This window comes from Bacillus sp. EA-CB0995, from assembly GCF_055814245.1.
Genome location: NZ_CP169269.1, coordinates 4,407,992 through 4,423,902, shown reverse-complemented (window position 1 = coordinate 4,423,902; position 15,911 = coordinate 4,407,992). Strand labels below are relative to the sequence as shown.

The following is a 15,911-nucleotide window of genomic DNA, read 5'->3' as shown; positions in this document are numbered from 1 at the left end:
CGATTTTGTATTCGTTTAATTATTCCATTAGTTTAGGGAGTTTTCCTTTTTGAAAAATGTGAGATAAAGAAATTTACATGAAATTAAAATTGAAAAGTTTAAGTAGAAAAGACCAGGAATTTTCCTGGCCTTTTCTATACCGTTATTCAATTGTCACACGTTTTAAAGAAGTTTCCGCAGGTTGTTTCTGTTCCTTTATATAAGAAGTTAGTTCTTCATGAAACATGTTCAGCATCTCGTTTGCTCGCTGCTGAAGTGGGGCAGGTAATCCGTTTATAACATACCCTCCAACTTCTATCTTCGTCCGAATGACTTTCCGTAGCAAATCTTCACGCATGAACAACACCTCCAAATCGAATGTTGAGTACATCACCTTCAAATTTTGCTCCTTGAATGGACAAATGCGTTAATGTTTTTGGTAAGGTAATGTTTCGTTTTACGGAACCGGCTCGAATAATGAGTTCGTCACCTTTTTGGTTTAAAGAGAGTTCACTTTTATCAGAGAATGGGATGGAAAGAACAAAGATATATTCATCACCGTTTTTTGTGACATATTGCGTCCGTCCGTTGAATTTCACGGCAGTTGGATCAGAATCATTTTTAAATAAAGCATCGCCAACACGCTCTAACATAGGTAAACCAACTACTTCCTGTTCAAACATTGGTGCTTCATAAATAGGAAGCGGCTGAAAACTATCTTGAATCAATGCCTTATATTTCTTTTGTGTATCTTTCCAGGCCTGAAAATAAGAGTCTGTGACAGTGTCAGGAATGACGCGATTTATCATGATAGCATCAACATTGTAGTCGTATAGATTTAAATACGTAAAGCTGCGCTGAGCCTCTTTAATAACCATTTTTTCCGGATTCACAACAACACGAATACTTGTTACTTCTCGATTGGATAAAATATCTCTCATTTCACCGAGCTGTTCGAGAGTATGTGTTAATTCGTCCATGGCATCATCGGTAGGAAGGGGGAATCTAAGAAGTGGCTGTGCGACAGGACGTACAACTTTTAATATTTTACGTTTAATTGGAAAGAGTTTTTCCATCCACCAGCCGAGCATATCAGGGAAACTTAGCATAGCTAATGTTTCACCAGTTGGAGCACAATCAATAATAATGACATCGTATGTTTTTTGTTTATAGTAATCTAATACACGCAGTAAGCTAATTAAATCTTCCATACCTGGGAACATAGTAAGTTCCTCTGTAGTAATATCGTCAGCTGCTTTTGATGTAAATAGTAATGTAATATATTTTTGAAGTTTACCCCAGCCCTTTTCCATTTCATAGATTGTATTAATTTCTTGTGCCCATAAATTTTCACAAATTTCTTGTGGCTCTGAGGAAAGTTTCATACCAAATGAATCTCCTAAACTATGAGCAGGGTCGGTGCTCATCACCAATGTTTTTAGTCCCTGTTTTGCACTTTGCATTGCTGTTGCTGCTGAAATACTTGTTTTCCCTACGCCGCCTTTACCTGTGTATAAAATAATTCTCATCATTCATATCCCCTTTGTTTCGGTAATCGAATATTACGAGAGTCGAAATATATCTTTGAATAAAAACCCATAAAGGGTTTTATTCAATCGGAATGTTTTTCATCTTAGGTGAAGTAAGCTTTTCTTCTGTTTTTTGTTGTGATGTAGCAATATGGTTCATGATTTTTTGGAAGATTTGCAGTAAAAATGCTTTTTCTTCTTCTGATAGTGCTTCAGTCACAAGGCTGAAGTAATGAGCAGCATTTTGCTTTACTTCTTCTACAAGCTCTAGGCCAGTTTCCGTTAAACGAATCAATACAATACGACGATCACTTTCACTTCGGTAGCGCTCAATATACCCTTTTTTTACGAGACGATTGACGACACCTGTCGTCGTACTCATTGGAATATCAAGAAGTTCCGTAATTTTACTCATCGTAATGTCTGTGTTTCGCTCCATCCATAACAGACAGAATACTTCTGTTTTTGAAAGTGATAAATCAATGCTCACCCATTCTTCTGGATAGAAAAGCTTCTTGGCGTTATCTAGCAGTAAATCTAAAAAATGTTCGTATTGCAGCAATTATTTCCACTCCCGTATATTTCGATGTTCGTAATATTTATTTTCATTCTATGTTCAACCTCAATAAATGTCAAATAATTATTTTTAACTTTTCAGACTATATCCATTTTTTTCTTTATAAAGAATTATATGTATGCTAGAGTAATACAAAAGATAGAGTATTTTACATGAGATTTTATAGTATGAATGATGGTATACCCATCTAATAATGGGTTAGGTATTGATAAGGGGGAGAAGAACAATGAGAAGGAGAAACACTCAAGCATTCACGTTTTTAGCATGGACATCTTTCGTTTGTGCGCTTTCTGGCATGTTAATTGGTATTTATACGCTAGAGGAACCACTCAGTGTAAAAGGCTATTATTTACTTGGTACATTATTTTTAACGATGTCTTGTTTTGTATTGCAAAAAACAATTCGTGATAATGAAGAGGATAATGCAAACAACATCCATGCTGAACCAGTTTCCAAAAAAGAAACAATTGAGAAGTAAGAATGGATTCTGTTTAATAGAATTTTATATAGCAAATTGATAAGGGGGGCGAAAGCCTTTCTTTTTTTGTTCAAAAATGGGTGAAGTGTGCTGTGTTCACTTGCTTGAACTACTGAAAATTTGGTATCATCAATAGTATTGTAGATTGTACGATATATTATGGAGGTGGCCTAGCCGTGTCAAGAATTTCCGTTGAGAATGTAAAGCATGTTGCGCATTTAGCACGCCTTGCAATTACAGATCAAGAAGCAGAAAAATTTCAAAAACAACTCGATGCAATTGTTACATTTGCTGAGCAGTTAAATGAATTAGATACAACAAACGTAAAACCAACAACTCACGTATTAGATATGAAGAATATTATGCGTGAAGATGTACCTGAAAAAGGTTTACCAGTTGAAGAAGTATTAAAAAATGCACCGGATCACAAAGATAATCAAATCCGTGTTCCAGCAGTATTAGAATAGAGGAGGGGAATTTCGATGTCATTATTTGATCGTTCTGTATCAGAGTTACATAAAAAATTACAAAGCAAAGAAATTTCCGTTACGGATTTAGTAGATGAATCTTACAAACGTATTGCGGATGTTGAAGATAACGTAAAAGCGTTTCTTACATTAGATGAAGAAAATGCACGTGCAAAAGCGAAAGAATTAGATGCAAAATTAGGCGCTGAAGATAATGGTTTACTATTTGGTATGCCAATCGGTGTGAAAGATAACATTGTAACAAAAGGTCTTCGTACAACGTGTGCGAGTAAAATATTAGCAAACTTTGACCCAATTTATGATGCGACAGTTGTGCAAAAGCTAAACGCTGCAGACACAATTACAATTGGTAAATTAAACATGGACGAGTTTGCGATGGGATCTTCTAACGAGAACTCTGGATTCTACGCTACGAAAAACCCTTGGAACTTAGATTACGTACCAGGCGGATCAAGCGGTGGTTCAGCAGCATCTGTAGCTGCAGGAGAAGTATTATTCTCTTTAGGATCTGATACAGGTGGATCTATCCGTCAACCAGCTGCATATTGCGGTGTTGTTGGTTTAAAACCAACATATGGTCGTGTATCTCGCTTCGGTTTAGTTGCGTTTGCATCTTCACTTGACCAAATTGGACCGATTACACGTACAGTAGAAGACAATGCATACTTACTGCAAGCTATTTCAGGTGTTGACCGTATGGATACAACTTCTGCAAACATTGAAGTTGGCAATTACTTAGCTGGTTTAACAGGCGACGTAAAAGGTTTACGCATCGCTGTGCCAAAAGAATACTTAGGTGAAGGTGTTGGCGAAGAGGCCCGTGAGTCAGTATTAGCTGCTTTAAAAGTGTTAGAAGGTATGGGCGCGACTTGGGAAGAAGTATCGCTTCCACACTCTAAATATGCACTAGCAACATACTACTTAATTTCTTCTTCTGAAGCGTCTGCTAACCTTTCACGTTTTGATGGCGTACGTTACGGCGTTCGTTCTGATAATGTGAATAACTTAATGGACCTGTATAAGAATACACGTAGCGAAGGCTTTGGTGACGAAGTAAAACGTCGTATTATGCTTGGTACATTCGCACTTAGCTCGGGTTACTATGATGCATATTACAAAAAAGCACAACAAGTACGTACATTAATTAAAAATGACTTTGAAAATGTATTTGCAAACTATGATGTTATTATCGGACCAACCACGCCAACTCCAGCGTTTAAAGTAGGCGAAAAAATCGATGATCCAATGACAATGTATGCAAATGACATTTTAACAATTCCAGTAAACTTAGCAGGTGTTCCAGCAATTTCTGTTCCATGTGGATTCGGCGCAAACAACATGCCGCTTGGACTGCAAATTATTGGTAAACACTTCGATGAAGCTACAATTTATCGCGTTGCACATGCGTTCGAGAAAGCAACAGATTATCATACAAAAAAAGCAAGTCTGTAAGGAGGCGAGCATAGATGAATTTTGAAACAATTATCGGTTTAGAGGTTCACGTTGAGTTAAAAACAAATTCGAAAATTTTCTCTGCGAGTCCAACAGAATTCGGAGCGGATCCAAATACACAAACAAGTGTAATTGACTTAGGATATCCTGGGGTGCTTCCAACTCTAAATAAAGAAGCAGTTAACTTTGCAATGAAAGCTGCAATGGCATTAAACTGTGAAATCGCAACAGAAACAAAATTTGACCGTAAAAACTATTTCTATCCAGATAACCCGAAGGCTTATCAAATCTCTCAATTTGATAAACCAATTGGGGAAAATGGTTGGATTGAAATCGAAGTAGACGGCAAAAAGAAACGCATCGGTATTACACGTCTTCATTTAGAAGAAGATGCAGGGAAATCAACACATACAAGCGAAGGTTATTCATTAGTAGACTACAACCGCCAAGGTATGCCGTTAATCGAAATCGTATCTGAGCCAGATATGCGTACACCAGAAGAAGCGTATGCTTACTTAGAAAAGCTAAAATCAATCATTCAATATACAGGCGTATCTGATTGTAAGATGGAAGAGGGTTCTCTTCGCTGTGATGCGAACATTTCTCTTCGTCCAGTTGGACAAGAAAAATTCGGTACAAAAGCAGAACTGAAAAACTTAAACTCTTTCACTTACGTACAAAAAGGTCTTGAGTTTGAACAGACACGTCAAGAAAAAGAACTATTATCTGGTGGGATCATCCAACAAGAAACACGTCGTTATGATGAAGCAACGAAGAAAACAATCTTAATGCGTGTGAAAGAAGGATCTGACGATTACCGTTATTTCCCAGAGCCAGATTTAGTTGAGCTTTACATCGATGATGAGTGGAAAGAACGCGTGCGTGCTTCTATTCCTGAACTTCCAGATGCTCGTAAAGTACGTTATGTTGAAGAGCTTGGCTTACCAGCTTATGATGCACACGTATTAACATTAACGAAAGAGATGTCTGATTTCTTCGAAGCAACAGTTGCAGATGGTGCAGACGCGAAATTAACATCAAACTGGTTAATGGGTGAAGTACTAGCATACTTAAACAAACAACAAAAAGAATTACAAGATGTAGCACTAACACCAGCTGGTTTATCTAAAATGATTCAATTAATTGAAAAAGGTACAATTTCGTCTAAAATTGCGAAAAAAGTATTTAACGAGTTAATTGAAAAAGGTGGAGACCCAGAAGAAATCGTAAAAGCAAAAGGTCTTGTTCAAATTTCTGACGAAGGAGCACTTCGTAAGGTCGTAACAGAAATTCTTGATAATAACGAACAGTCTATTGAAGACTTCAAAAACGGTAAAGACCGTGCAATTGGTTTCTTAGTTGGTCAAATTATGAAAGCAACAAAAGGACAAGCAAATCCGCCGCTTGTTAATAAAATCTTACTTGAAGAGATTAACAAGCGATAAGCACGAAAAGTGGAGGCGTTTCGCTTAGGATGAGAAACCGCGAAGCCGCTGAAGCGAGAATGCAACAACGAAGATTAAACAGAAAAACACCCAAATATGGGTGTTTTTCTGAGTTAATCAAACGTTTGTTTAAATGATATTTTGTTTAAACAAACGTTTGATTAACTGACAAATATAAGAAAAATCCCTTCAGTTAAGTATGGTATGATAGTTGCAAAAAGTTTGTAATAATGATAAATCTAAATCTAGAGAGAATTTTTTCATAATATGGTATGAAATAAATGTTAATTTAGTGTTAACAATGAAATTATATTGCTTTGTTAGGTTGAAGGAAATACATGTAGAATTGAGAGGAGGGTACGCATAGGAGTGCTAAGCAAATGCTTGGCGGCTATTCCTTTCCCTTTTTGATGAATGAGGGTTTTCCTGTGCTAATGTTATATGAAACGTGCAAGAATTATTTATAATCCAACTTCTGGTCGCGAGTTATTTAAGAAGAGCTTGCCAGAAGTACTACAAAAATTAGAGAAAGCAGGGTATGAAGCGTCATGTCATGCGACGACAGGCCCTGGAGATGCGACTGTGGCAGCGAGGCAAGCGGCAGAGCGTAAGTTTGATGTTGTTATTGCAGCAGGCGGCGATGGTACGTTAAATGAAGTTGTGAATGGGTTAGTTGGAAATGAGCATCTTCCGAAGTTTGGGATTATCCCAGTTGGAACGACAAATGACTTTGCTCGAGCGATTGGTGTACCTCGCTCAATCGAAGAAGCTGCTGATATCATTTGTGCTGGTCAAACGGTACCTCTTGATCTTGGAAGAGCAAATGATACATATTTTATTAATATTGCTGGCGGTGGCCGCATTACAGAATTAACATATGAAGTGCCAAGTAAATTAAAAACAGTACTTGGGCAACTTGCATATTATTTAAAGGGGATTGAAATGTTACCGTCTTTGCATCCGACATATGTAGAAATTGAGTATGATGGAAAGATGCTGCAAGAAGAAATTACAATGTTTTTAATTACGAATACACGATCTGTCGGCGGCTTTGAAAAAGTAGCGCCGTATGCATCTATTAATGATGGTTTGTTTGATTTGTTAATATTAAAAAAGGGTTCTATTGCAGACCTAATTAAGGCAGCAACACAAGCGCAGCGTGGTGAGCATATAAATAATCCGAAAGTATTATATACACAGGCAAATCGAATTAAAGTACATTCTCCAGAAAAGTTAATGATTAATTTAGACGGTGAGTACGGCGGCGATGCACCGATGGAGTTTGAAAATATATATCACTGTTTAGAATTATTTGTTCCAGAGCAAAAAGAAACTACCTTGTAAAAGGTAGTTTTTTTGTAAAGAATGTAAATTGGCAGTTCGTTGTACTTTTGTTGTATTTTTGCATATATTTTTTGTCAGCGTGTCCCATCCATTTCTGTAATTGAAATGCGAGAATGGATAGAAATCTTTTAAATAAGTCCTTAAAGACTCTCTTCGAGTCTTTAAGGACTTATTTTTTGAGTCAAAATTTATAAAAATATAGGAGTACAGTGTGTTTGAAAATTGGCATACTTTTTGCAATATAAAAAGCAAATCATTAAAAGAGGTGGAATATACAATGAAAACAAATTTTGCTAAGGTTAATCAAAATATTCCGGGTTCAAAAGCAGCTTCATTATTTGAACGCCGCCAAAATATCGTACCAAGAGGAGTAAGTAATGGAATTCAAACATTTGTACAATCGGCTCATGGAGCGCTTGTTACAGATGTGGATGGAAATCAATTTATCGACTTTGCTGGGGCAATCGGCACAATCAACGTCGGACATTGTCACCCGACTGTTACAGAGGCTCTTCATAAGCAAATCGATCAATATATCCATACAGGTTTTAACGTAATGATGTATGAATCGTATATTGAATTGGCAGAGAAACTAGCTGCGATAGCGCCAGGGGCTTTTGATAAAAAAGTATTGTTTTTAAACAGCGGAGCTGAGGCTGTTGAAAATGCAGTGAAAATTGCTCGTAAGTATACGAAACGAACAGGGATTATTGCATTTACAAAAGGATTTCACGGCCGTACATTAATGACGATGACAATGACAAGTAAAGTAAAGCCGTATAAGCATGGATTTGGTCCGTTTGCACCAGAGGTTTATAAAGCTCCATTCCCTTACGAATATCGTCGTCCAGCTGGATTAACAGAAGAACAATATGAAGATTTTATCATTGAAGAGTTTAAAAACTTCTTAATCACAGAGGTTGCGCCAGAAAGCATTGCAGCTGTTGTGATGGAGCCTGTACAAGGAGAAGGCGGCTTTATCGTCCCGGGTAAAAAGTTTGTGAAAGAAGTACATCGTTTATGTGCTGAACATGGCATTTTGTTTGTTGCTGATGAAATTCAAACAGGATTTGGCCGTACGGGTAAATATTTTGCTATTGACCATTACGATGTAGTACCAGATTTAATTACTGTATCTAAATCGCTAGGAGCGGGTGTACCAATTAGTGGTGTAATTGGCCGAAAAGAAGTAATGGATGAGGCTGCACCTGGTGAATTAGGTGGAACGTATGCTGGAAGTCCATTAGGATGCAGCGCTGCATTAGCTGTTCTTGAAGTAATGGAGAAAGAAAATTTAAATGAACGTGCTGTGCATATTGGAAAAGAAGTAATGGATCGTTTTCAACAAATGGCTGAAAAATACGAATGCATTGGTGATGTTCGCGGGTTAGGAGCAATGTGTGCCTTCGAATTAGTGAAAGATAAAGTAACGAAAGAGCCAGATAAAACGTTAGCTGCAAATCTTACTGCAGAAACAAATAAGAGAGGTTTATTGCTATTAACGGCAGGCGCATATGGAAATGTCGTTCGCGTTTTAATGCCGCTTGTTATTACAGATGAGCAACTTGAAGAAGGGCTTAACATTCTTGAAGAATCGCTTCAAGCTTGTTATGGAAAAGTAGATAAAGCACACGTATAAGCTAAAAGCGTATTGAGTTTCCTGTAAAATATTCATTTTAAAAACTTGTTTGCAACTGTTCCGGTTCTCCCTGTTATATAATAATGACAAAGTATTATATATAAATTGGACGTGTTTGAATATCATTTATTCTCTAAGATGAACCGTCAATCTGTGATATTTCAAATGCTCTTTATCATAGCAGGGTTATAAAACTTTGAAAATATTTAAACTTCAGGGAGTGACTGGAATGGTGGCGGAAAAGGAACGAGTATTTATGGATTTAAAAGATGTATTTGAACATGCATTTGATGAGATTTTTGTAACAGATGAGAAAGGTATTGTTGTTCGTGTCAACAGCATGTGCGAAAGACATTACCAGTTACCAGCGGAGAAATTGGTTGGTAAGAGTGTAAAAGAGTTACAAAAGGAAGGGATTTTTTATCCATCTGCAACACTTGAAGTCATCGAAAAAGAGAAGCCAATTGAATTAGTGCAGACAACAAAGTCAGGAGAATATTTACATGTTCGAACACGGCCAGTTTTCGATGATCACGGTAATTTAAGAAGGGTCATTAGCTACTCACGTGATTTAACAGAGCTCTATCAATTGCGAAAAAAGGTAGAGGCAATGACGGATCAATTAAAAACGTATAAAAAAGAATTACGAGAAACATATGAGCATGAAGGACTTATTTTTAAAAGTGCAGCTATGCAGAGGATAGTTGAAACGATAAAAAAAGTATCCGTAGTAGATAGCACGGTTCTTGTTTTAGGAGAAACAGGGGTTGGAAAAAGTAGATTAGTACGCCATTTACATGAACTTAGCCATCGTAAAAATGAAATGTTTTATGAAATCAATTGCGCCGCTTTGCCAACAAATTTAATTGAATCTGAACTGTTTGGATATGCAAGTGGTTCTTTTACAGGTGCGCATCGTGAAGGGAAAAAAGGCATTTTAGAACTGGCTCATAAAGGGACACTCTTTTTAGATGAAATTGGAGAAATGCCTCTTGAAATTCAAGCGAAACTTTTACAAGTATTACAGGAAAAAACATTCCGCCCAGTAGGAGGCAGAGAATTAAAAAAGTAGATGTGCGCATTGTAGCCGCAACGAATAGAAATTTGAAAGAAATGGTGAAACAGGGGACGTTTCGAAAGGATTTATATTACCGCCTTAATGTGATTCCGATTTATATTCCTCCTTTACGTGAGAGACAAGAAGATATTTTACCACTAGTCTATTATTACCTGCAGCATTTTAATGAGAAGTATGGGCGTAATGTGAAGCTATCTCCGCATGTATTACAAGCATTTTTAGAATATCCTTGGGAAGGAAATAATCGAGAAATAGAAAATGTGATGGAACGTGTTGTTATTACTGCAGATGAGCTTGTTACATTGGAAGACTTACCATTATCTATGCAAAATTCTACAATTGAACAATCCGGAAAAAGTTTGTATGAAATGTTAGAGGAAGTAGAGCGCAATATTATTTTGAAAGCGTATAAAGCACATCAATCAAGCTATAAGGTAGCAGAGACTTTAAAAATTAGTCAGTCCGCAGCAACTAGAAAAATCAAAAAGTTTATTGGAGAAGAACTTCTCGTTGGAGGAGAAGAAGGAATTTAAAAAAGTACCATTGCATTTGGTACAGTAAATATAAAGGAGGATGAAAAGGTTGGATAAAAAAACAATGGCTATTAATTTAGATAAGAAAGCGATGTATATTAATGGGGAATTTGTTCATTTGCATGAACAAATTGAAATTAACAATCCGGCTACACAAGAAGTATTTGCTACTGTTCCAAAAGGTGGAGTAACTGAAGCAAAGCAAGCGGTAGATGCTGCACATGAAGCGTTTAAGACTTGGTCAAAGCTAACGGCAGCTGAGCGTGCGAACAAATTGAAAAAGTGGTTCACGTTAATTGATGATCATAAAGAAGAAATTGCGGCTATTATGACAAAGGAACAAGGAAAACCATTTGCAGAAGCGCTTGGTGAAGTAAACTATGCGAATAGCTTTGTAGAATGGTATGCAGAAGAAGGGAAGCGTGTATATGGAGACATGATTCCTGCTTCGCATCCTAATAAACGTATCCTTGTATCGAAACAGCCTGTTGGTGTAATTGCAGCAATTACGCCATGGAACTTTCCAGCAGCGATGATTACAAGAAAAGTGGCACCTGCATTAGCAGCAGGATGTACGGCGGTCGTAAAACCAGCAAGCCAAACACCATTAACAGCATTAAAATTAGCTGAACTTGCACATGAAGCAGAAATTCCAAAAGGTGTCATAAATATCGTAACAGGAAGTGCGAAAGCAATTGCTGATACGTGGATGAATGATGGACGCGTAAGAAAAGTATCCTTTACTGGATCAACAGAAATTGGAAAAGAATTGATGCGCGGTGCAGCTGAAACAGTGAAAAAGTTTCATTAGAATTAGGTGGTCATGCACCGTTTATTGTAATGAATGATGCAGATTTAGATAAAGCTGTAGAAGCAGTAATCGGCTCGAAATTCCGTAATGCTGGTCAAACGTGCATTTGTACGAATAGAGTGTTTGTTCAAGAAGATGTGTATGAAAACTTCGTAGAGAAATTCCAAGCAGCTGTAGGAGAACTAAAAGTAGGTGACGGTTTTGCAGCAGGCACGACTGTCGGACCACTTATTGATGAGTCAGCTGTTGAAAAAGTGCAAGAACATATAGAAGATGCGATTCAAAAGGGTGGAAAGGTACTTAATGGCGGACAAAAGATTGCAGAATTAAATGGCCATTTTGTTCAACCAACTGTAATTGGCGAAGCACATGATGATATGCTATGTATGACAGAAGAAACATTTGGACCGGTTGCACCTGTTGCGAAATTTAAAACAGCTGAAGAGGTAATTGAGCGTGCAAATAATACGCCATATGGCTTAGCAGCATATATCTTTACAACAAATATTAGCCAAGCATTCCAAATTAGCGAAGCATTGGAATACGGGATTATTGGTTTAAATGACGGTCTTCCATCTGTCGCACAAGCTCCATTTGGCGGATTTAAAGAAAGTGGTATTGGCCGTGAAGGCGGTTACTTTGGAATTGAAGAGTACTTAGAAATTAAATATATTTCGTTAGGTCTATAAAAGAAGAATCGCATCAACGAAACCGTTGATGCGATTCTTCTTTATTCACTTTATTAAAACGCCCAGTTTCCTTTACGGAAGATTGGTTCATGTGTACCATCTGCTGTAATACCGTCGATATCTAGTTCAGCAGAACCGATCATAAAGTCTACGTGTGTAATACTAGAGTTTGCACCATTTTCTGCTAGCTCTTCTTTTGACATCGTTTTACCGCCGTCTAAGTTAAAAGCATAGGCATTACCGATTGCTAAATGGCAAGATGCATTTTCGTCAAATAGCGTATTGTAGAATAAAATATTTGTATTAGAAATAGGTGAGTCGTGCGGTACTAATGCAACTTCTCCTAAGAAGTGAGAACCTTCATCTGATTCGACTAAATGTTTTAATGTTTCTTCACCAACTTCAGCTTTGAAGTCTACGATGCGGCCATTTTCAAATGTAAGCGTAAAGTTATCGATAACATTTCCTGCATAAACTAATGGTTTTTTGCTTGTTACATAGCCGTTTACGCCTGTTTTTAATGGCATTGTAAATACTTCTTCTGTTGGAATGTTTGCCATGAATGGTACATTCTTTTCGTTAATGCTGCCAGCACCCACCCATAAATGTTTTTCAGGAAGTTCGATTGTTAAATCTGTTCCTGGTCCTTTATAGTATAGTGCTTTATAGTGTTTGTCGTTTAAATTGCCTACTTTCGTATGTAAGTTACTATTATGTTCGTTCCAAGCTTGAACAGGATTTTCTAAATCAGCACGAGTTGCTTGGAAAATTGCATCCCATAATTTTGCTACTTGTTCTTCTTCTGGTACATCAGGGAACACTTTTGCTGCCCATTCTGTTGTTGGAACAGAAATAACGCACCAGCTTACTTTATCAGTCATCATATATTCGCGAACTGTTTTCATTGCTTCTCCAGCTGCTCTATTTGCGCTAGCAATGCGCTTTGGATCTACACCTTTTAATAAATCAGGGTTTTCTGCGTAAATGGATAAAAATGCTGCACCTTCTTTTGCTAGTTCTTCACGTGCATGCGCTTTCCAAGCAGGGAATTCAGAAAATGCTTCTTCTGGTGCTAAGTCGAATTTTAAACGTGTTAAATTTTCATCAACCCAATCGACATACACATGCTTTGCACCTGACTCATAAGCTTTCTTTGTAACAAGACGAACAAATGGAGCAGCTTCAATCGGTGCACCAATATTTAATGTTTGTCCCGGTTGAATATTTACTCCGACATTTACTGCTAGAGCAGCATACTTTTCTAACGTTTGTTCAAATGACATATATATTCTCCTTTGCGTAAATAGTTCTTATGTACATAATACATGAAGATTCTGAAAATATAAATAGAACCCGATTGGAATCGAGTTCTATTTTCTTATTTAATTGCCAGCCCAAACTGTTCCACAGTTGTTGAGTTATGAATACGGACACGTTTTATACGTAACAATTCATCTGGCTCGCCTTTTTCAATAAATTGACCAGGTTTTGTTGTTGTCGCAAATTGGTAATATTTTTTTGTTTCAGCAACAACATGGTCATTTACATGGCCAAATGGATAAGCAATAGCGATAACGGGTTTGCCAGTAATCTTTTCGAGTTTTTCCTTCGAACCCTTTAGTTCTTCTTCATAGTTTGTAATTTTCGGCAAATCGGCATGTGTTGCTGTATGAGATTGAACAGAAAAAATGCCGGAATCAATCATTTCTTTTATATCTGCTGTAGACATTGAGCCTTCTGTATCGATGGAATTGACAATTACATATTCTGTCGCGGTTGGCTCGAACTTATCATCTTTAAGCTTTTGTAAAATATGAAGGGCATTCATATTATTTTTCATACCATCATCAAATGTAACAAAAATTGGTTTGTTGACTTTGTTAATGTCACCCCAGCGTTCAAAGGTTAACAATGTATAGCCGTTATCTTTCAAATATTGCATTTGTGCTTCAAAGTTGGCAGGAGATACAAACAGATCTTTCAGACCATTGCCCTCTTTATAATCAGCAATCGCATGATACATTAGAAGTGGTGCATATTGCTGGAATGCAATTGCCGATGTTGTAAGTGGAATGGTTTTCCCATCTTCTTTTACACCGATTGCTTCAATTTGATATTCGCCGCGTTTTCCTTCAAATTCTTTTAAATCAAACGGTAAAGAAAAATGCTTCTCTTTTTCTTTAGAAGAAAATGTTTTTGCACTCTCTTTTCCGTCAGCAGTGCGCCAAATTTTATATTGTACTTCTGTAAGGGGAGCTTTTACATCTTTTGTATATATAACGGTATTTGTTGATTCGTATGTAATCGGATTCCATGAAATAGTTCCTTGTGGCTGCACTTTCTCTTCTGTTTTCTTATCTGTTTGCTGCTTGAAAGTCGTTGTTTCTTTTTTCGGTTCTGTTTGAGTCGTATTACTACAACCAGAGATGAACAGAGTAGAGAGTAGTATAGTAGAAATGTATTTTTTCATATAATAAGCATCCTTTAGTCAAATTGTATAAGAAGAGGCTGCTTTGTTAATAAAACAGCCTTAAAATATGTAAATCCATTTTAATTTTTCCACATATAAGTCGCTGCTATGCACAGCAAAACATAATCTGCACTTGCTTTCTCCCTTTGTTTTCACTCCTGCATGTGGCGGGAAAAGACCTTAACAGCTTCTAGGCATGGCCAGATGTTCTCGCCCACCTAAAAAGAAAGGGGGGATGTCGGTTTTCCAATTTGCATTTATATAATTAATTGCGCTCTCTTACTAATGCTGTAAATTGCGCCATTGATGTGTTAGGTCCGACAAAATGGCGTTTAATTAAATATTGTTCGTTCGGTAAACTTTTTGTCATATGATTGCCATGATCTGTTGTTACTGCAAATTCGTAATATTTTTTTGTTTCTGCAACAGCTTGATCATTATAAGAGCCTACTGGATACGCGAGAGCAATTATTTTCTGACCAGTAAGACTTTCAATTTTCTCTTTTGAAACGCGTAATTCTTCATCGTAATTGTTTGAATAAGCCATCATCGCATGAGTAGATGTGTGCGATTGTATAGAGAAAATACCGGAATCTACCATCTGTTTGATCTCATCTTTTGAAAGACGATTTGGTGCATCAATATCATTGGCAACGATAAACTCTGTCGCTGCTGGCTGGAATTTGTCATCTTTTAAACTTTGTAAAATATGAAGGGCATTCATATTATTTTTTCGCCCGTCATCTAACGTTATAAAGATAGGTTTATTGACACGATTTATATCGTTCCAACGTTCAAATGTCAGCATTGTATACCCGTTATCTTTTAAATATTTCATATGTGATTCGAACTGTGCTGGCGGTACATACAAACCTAACTCACCGTCACCTGGTCCAGAGTATTTTTCAATTGCATGATACATTAGAATTGGTACAGATTGTTGAAAGGTAATTGTAGAGTTAGCAAGAGGTACTTGTGTGCCGTCTTCTTTTAATCCTGTTGTTTCAATTTGATATTCCCCGCGTTTCAAATTGAAAGCCTTTAAGTGGAATGAGAAAGCAAAATTACGTTCTTTTTCCTTTGATGAAAATGTTTGTTTGCTTTCAGGGCCATCAGCAGTGCGCCAAACGTGGTATTGTACTTCTGTAAACGCATCTTTTAAATGGTTCATATAGAGCACAGTGCTTTTTGCATCAGGTGCAAAAGGCTCCCATGTTATATTCCCTTGTGTTAAGGGAACATCAACTGTTTTCGCTTCAACTTTTTTCGGTTCCACTTGTTTCTCAGCAGCTGCATCTTTTTTCTGTTTATCACTAGTTACACTAGTGTTGCAACCTGTGAGAATGGTAGAAGAAAGTAAAGCCATTAGTGCGTATTTTTTCATTATATCCATCCTTCT

At 37.1% G+C, this 15,911-nt stretch carries 12 protein-coding genes and 2 pseudogenes; 8 read left to right on the top strand and 6 right to left on the bottom strand.

Features of this window, described 5'->3' with window-relative positions:
* Positions 1-142: 142 nt before the first annotated feature.
* The 3 genes from ACEWFJ_RS22645 to ACEWFJ_RS22635 all read right to left on the bottom strand — a co-directional run bounded on the left by ACEWFJ_RS22645 (position 143) and on the right by ACEWFJ_RS22635 (position 2,070).
* Positions 143-337, bottom strand: a complete 195-nt coding sequence (locus ACEWFJ_RS22645; RefSeq protein WP_473690000.1) for a DUF3926 domain-containing protein — start codon at positions 335-337, stop codon at positions 143-145.
* A complete protein-coding gene (locus tag ACEWFJ_RS22640; RefSeq protein ID WP_473689999.1) occupies positions 330-1,511 on the bottom strand; it encodes an ArsA family ATPase in 1,182 nt (393 codons plus the stop codon). Before ACEWFJ_RS22640 ends, ACEWFJ_RS22645 begins: the two co-directional genes overlap by 8 nt.
* Before the next feature lie 76 nt (positions 1,512-1,587).
* Positions 1,588-2,070 (bottom strand): MarR family winged helix-turn-helix transcriptional regulator, encoded by a 483-nt coding sequence (locus tag ACEWFJ_RS22635; protein WP_473689998.1) that lies wholly within the window; start codon positions 2,068-2,070, stop codon positions 1,588-1,590.
* 241 nt (positions 2,071-2,311) lie between these two features.
* On the opposite strand from ACEWFJ_RS22635, the gene ACEWFJ_RS22630 reads away from it, so the two are divergent.
* The 8 genes and pseudogenes from ACEWFJ_RS22630 (at position 2,312) to ACEWFJ_RS22595 (ending at position 12,042) form a co-directional block, all read left to right on the top strand.
* Entirely contained in the window at positions 2,312-2,563 is a 252-nt protein-coding gene (locus ACEWFJ_RS22630; protein ID WP_429752676.1) for a YiaA/YiaB family inner membrane protein, read from the top strand.
* Between the two features lie 176 nt (positions 2,564-2,739).
* Positions 2,740-3,030 (top strand): Asp-tRNA(Asn)/Glu-tRNA(Gln) amidotransferase subunit GatC, encoded by a 291-nt coding sequence (gene gatC, locus ACEWFJ_RS22625; protein WP_017154187.1) that lies wholly within the window; start codon positions 2,740-2,742, stop codon positions 3,028-3,030.
* A gap of 15 nt (positions 3,031-3,045) precedes the next feature.
* Complete coding sequence (gene gatA, locus ACEWFJ_RS22620; protein ID WP_473689997.1) at positions 3,046-4,503, top strand: Asp-tRNA(Asn)/Glu-tRNA(Gln) amidotransferase subunit GatA; 1,458 nt, start codon at positions 3,046-3,048, stop codon at positions 4,501-4,503.
* 14 nt (positions 4,504-4,517) lie between these two features.
* On the top strand, positions 4,518-5,948 hold the full coding sequence (gene gatB, locus ACEWFJ_RS22615; RefSeq protein WP_473689996.1) for an Asp-tRNA(Asn)/Glu-tRNA(Gln) amidotransferase subunit GatB: 1,431 nt from the start codon (positions 4,518-4,520) through the stop codon (positions 5,946-5,948).
* Positions 5,949-6,389: 441 nt separating this feature from the next.
* A complete protein-coding gene (locus ACEWFJ_RS22610) occupies positions 6,390-7,292 on the top strand; it encodes a diacylglycerol kinase (protein ID WP_429707927.1) in 903 nt (300 codons plus the stop codon).
* A 277-nt stretch (positions 7,293-7,569) separates the two neighbouring features.
* Positions 7,570-8,931, top strand: a complete 1,362-nt coding sequence (gabT, locus tag ACEWFJ_RS22605; RefSeq protein WP_429707926.1) for a 4-aminobutyrate--2-oxoglutarate transaminase — start codon at positions 7,570-7,572, stop codon at positions 8,929-8,931.
* A gap of 229 nt (positions 8,932-9,160) precedes the next feature.
* Positions 9,161-10,542, top strand: a pseudogene (locus tag ACEWFJ_RS22600) (sigma-54 interaction domain-containing protein).
* A 91-nt stretch (positions 10,543-10,633) separates the two neighbouring features.
* A pseudogene (locus ACEWFJ_RS22595) lies at positions 10,634-12,042 on the top strand (NAD-dependent succinate-semialdehyde dehydrogenase).
* A gap of 53 nt (positions 12,043-12,095) precedes the next feature.
* Here ACEWFJ_RS22595 and ACEWFJ_RS22590 read toward each other — a convergent pair.
* The 3 genes from ACEWFJ_RS22590 to ACEWFJ_RS22580 form a co-directional block, all read right to left on the bottom strand.
* The gene (locus ACEWFJ_RS22590; protein WP_473689995.1) at positions 12,096-13,325 is read right to left on the bottom strand and encodes an aminopeptidase; all 1,230 of its coding nucleotides are present in this window, start codon (positions 13,323-13,325) and stop codon (positions 12,096-12,098) included.
* A 95-nt stretch (positions 13,326-13,420) separates the two neighbouring features.
* Positions 13,421-14,512, bottom strand: coding sequence for a polysaccharide deacetylase family protein (locus ACEWFJ_RS22585; RefSeq protein ID WP_473689994.1), 1,092 nt, complete (start codon positions 14,510-14,512; stop codon positions 13,421-13,423).
* Positions 14,513-14,777: 265 nt separating this feature from the next.
* Positions 14,778-15,896, bottom strand: a complete 1,119-nt coding sequence (locus tag ACEWFJ_RS22580) for a polysaccharide deacetylase family protein (RefSeq protein WP_473689993.1) — start codon at positions 15,894-15,896, stop codon at positions 14,778-14,780.
* Positions 15,897-15,911 lie beyond the last annotated feature (15 nt).

Excerpts from the sequence above, each read along its gene's own strand:
- ACEWFJ_RS22645 (WP_473690000.1), bottom strand. The coding sequence starts at position 337 with ATGCGTGAAGATTTGCTACGGAAAGTCATTCGGACGAAGATAGAAGTT.
- ACEWFJ_RS22640 (WP_473689999.1), bottom strand. The coding sequence starts at position 1,511 with ATGATGAGAATTATTTTATACACAGGTAAAGGCGGCGTAGGGAAAACA.
- ACEWFJ_RS22630 (WP_429752676.1), top strand. The coding sequence starts at position 2,312 with ATGAGAAGGAGAAACACTCAAGCATTCACGTTTTTAGCATGGACATCT.
- gatA (WP_473689997.1), top strand. The coding sequence starts at position 3,046 with ATGTCATTATTTGATCGTTCTGTATCAGAGTTACATAAAAAATTACAA.
- gatB (WP_473689996.1), top strand. The coding sequence starts at position 4,518 with ATGAATTTTGAAACAATTATCGGTTTAGAGGTTCACGTTGAGTTAAAA.
- ACEWFJ_RS22610 (WP_429707927.1), top strand. The coding sequence starts at position 6,390 with ATGAAACGTGCAAGAATTATTTATAATCCAACTTCTGGTCGCGAGTTA.
- gabT (WP_429707926.1), top strand. The coding sequence starts at position 7,570 with ATGAAAACAAATTTTGCTAAGGTTAATCAAAATATTCCGGGTTCAAAA.
- ACEWFJ_RS22590 (WP_473689995.1), bottom strand. The coding sequence starts at position 13,325 with ATGTCATTTGAACAAACGTTAGAAAAGTATGCTGCTCTAGCAGTAAAT.
- ACEWFJ_RS22585 (WP_473689994.1), bottom strand. The coding sequence starts at position 14,512 with ATGAAAAAATACATTTCTACTATACTACTCTCTACTCTGTTCATCTCT.
- ACEWFJ_RS22580 (WP_473689993.1), bottom strand. The coding sequence starts at position 15,896 with ATGAAAAAATACGCACTAATGGCTTTACTTTCTTCTACCATTCTCACA.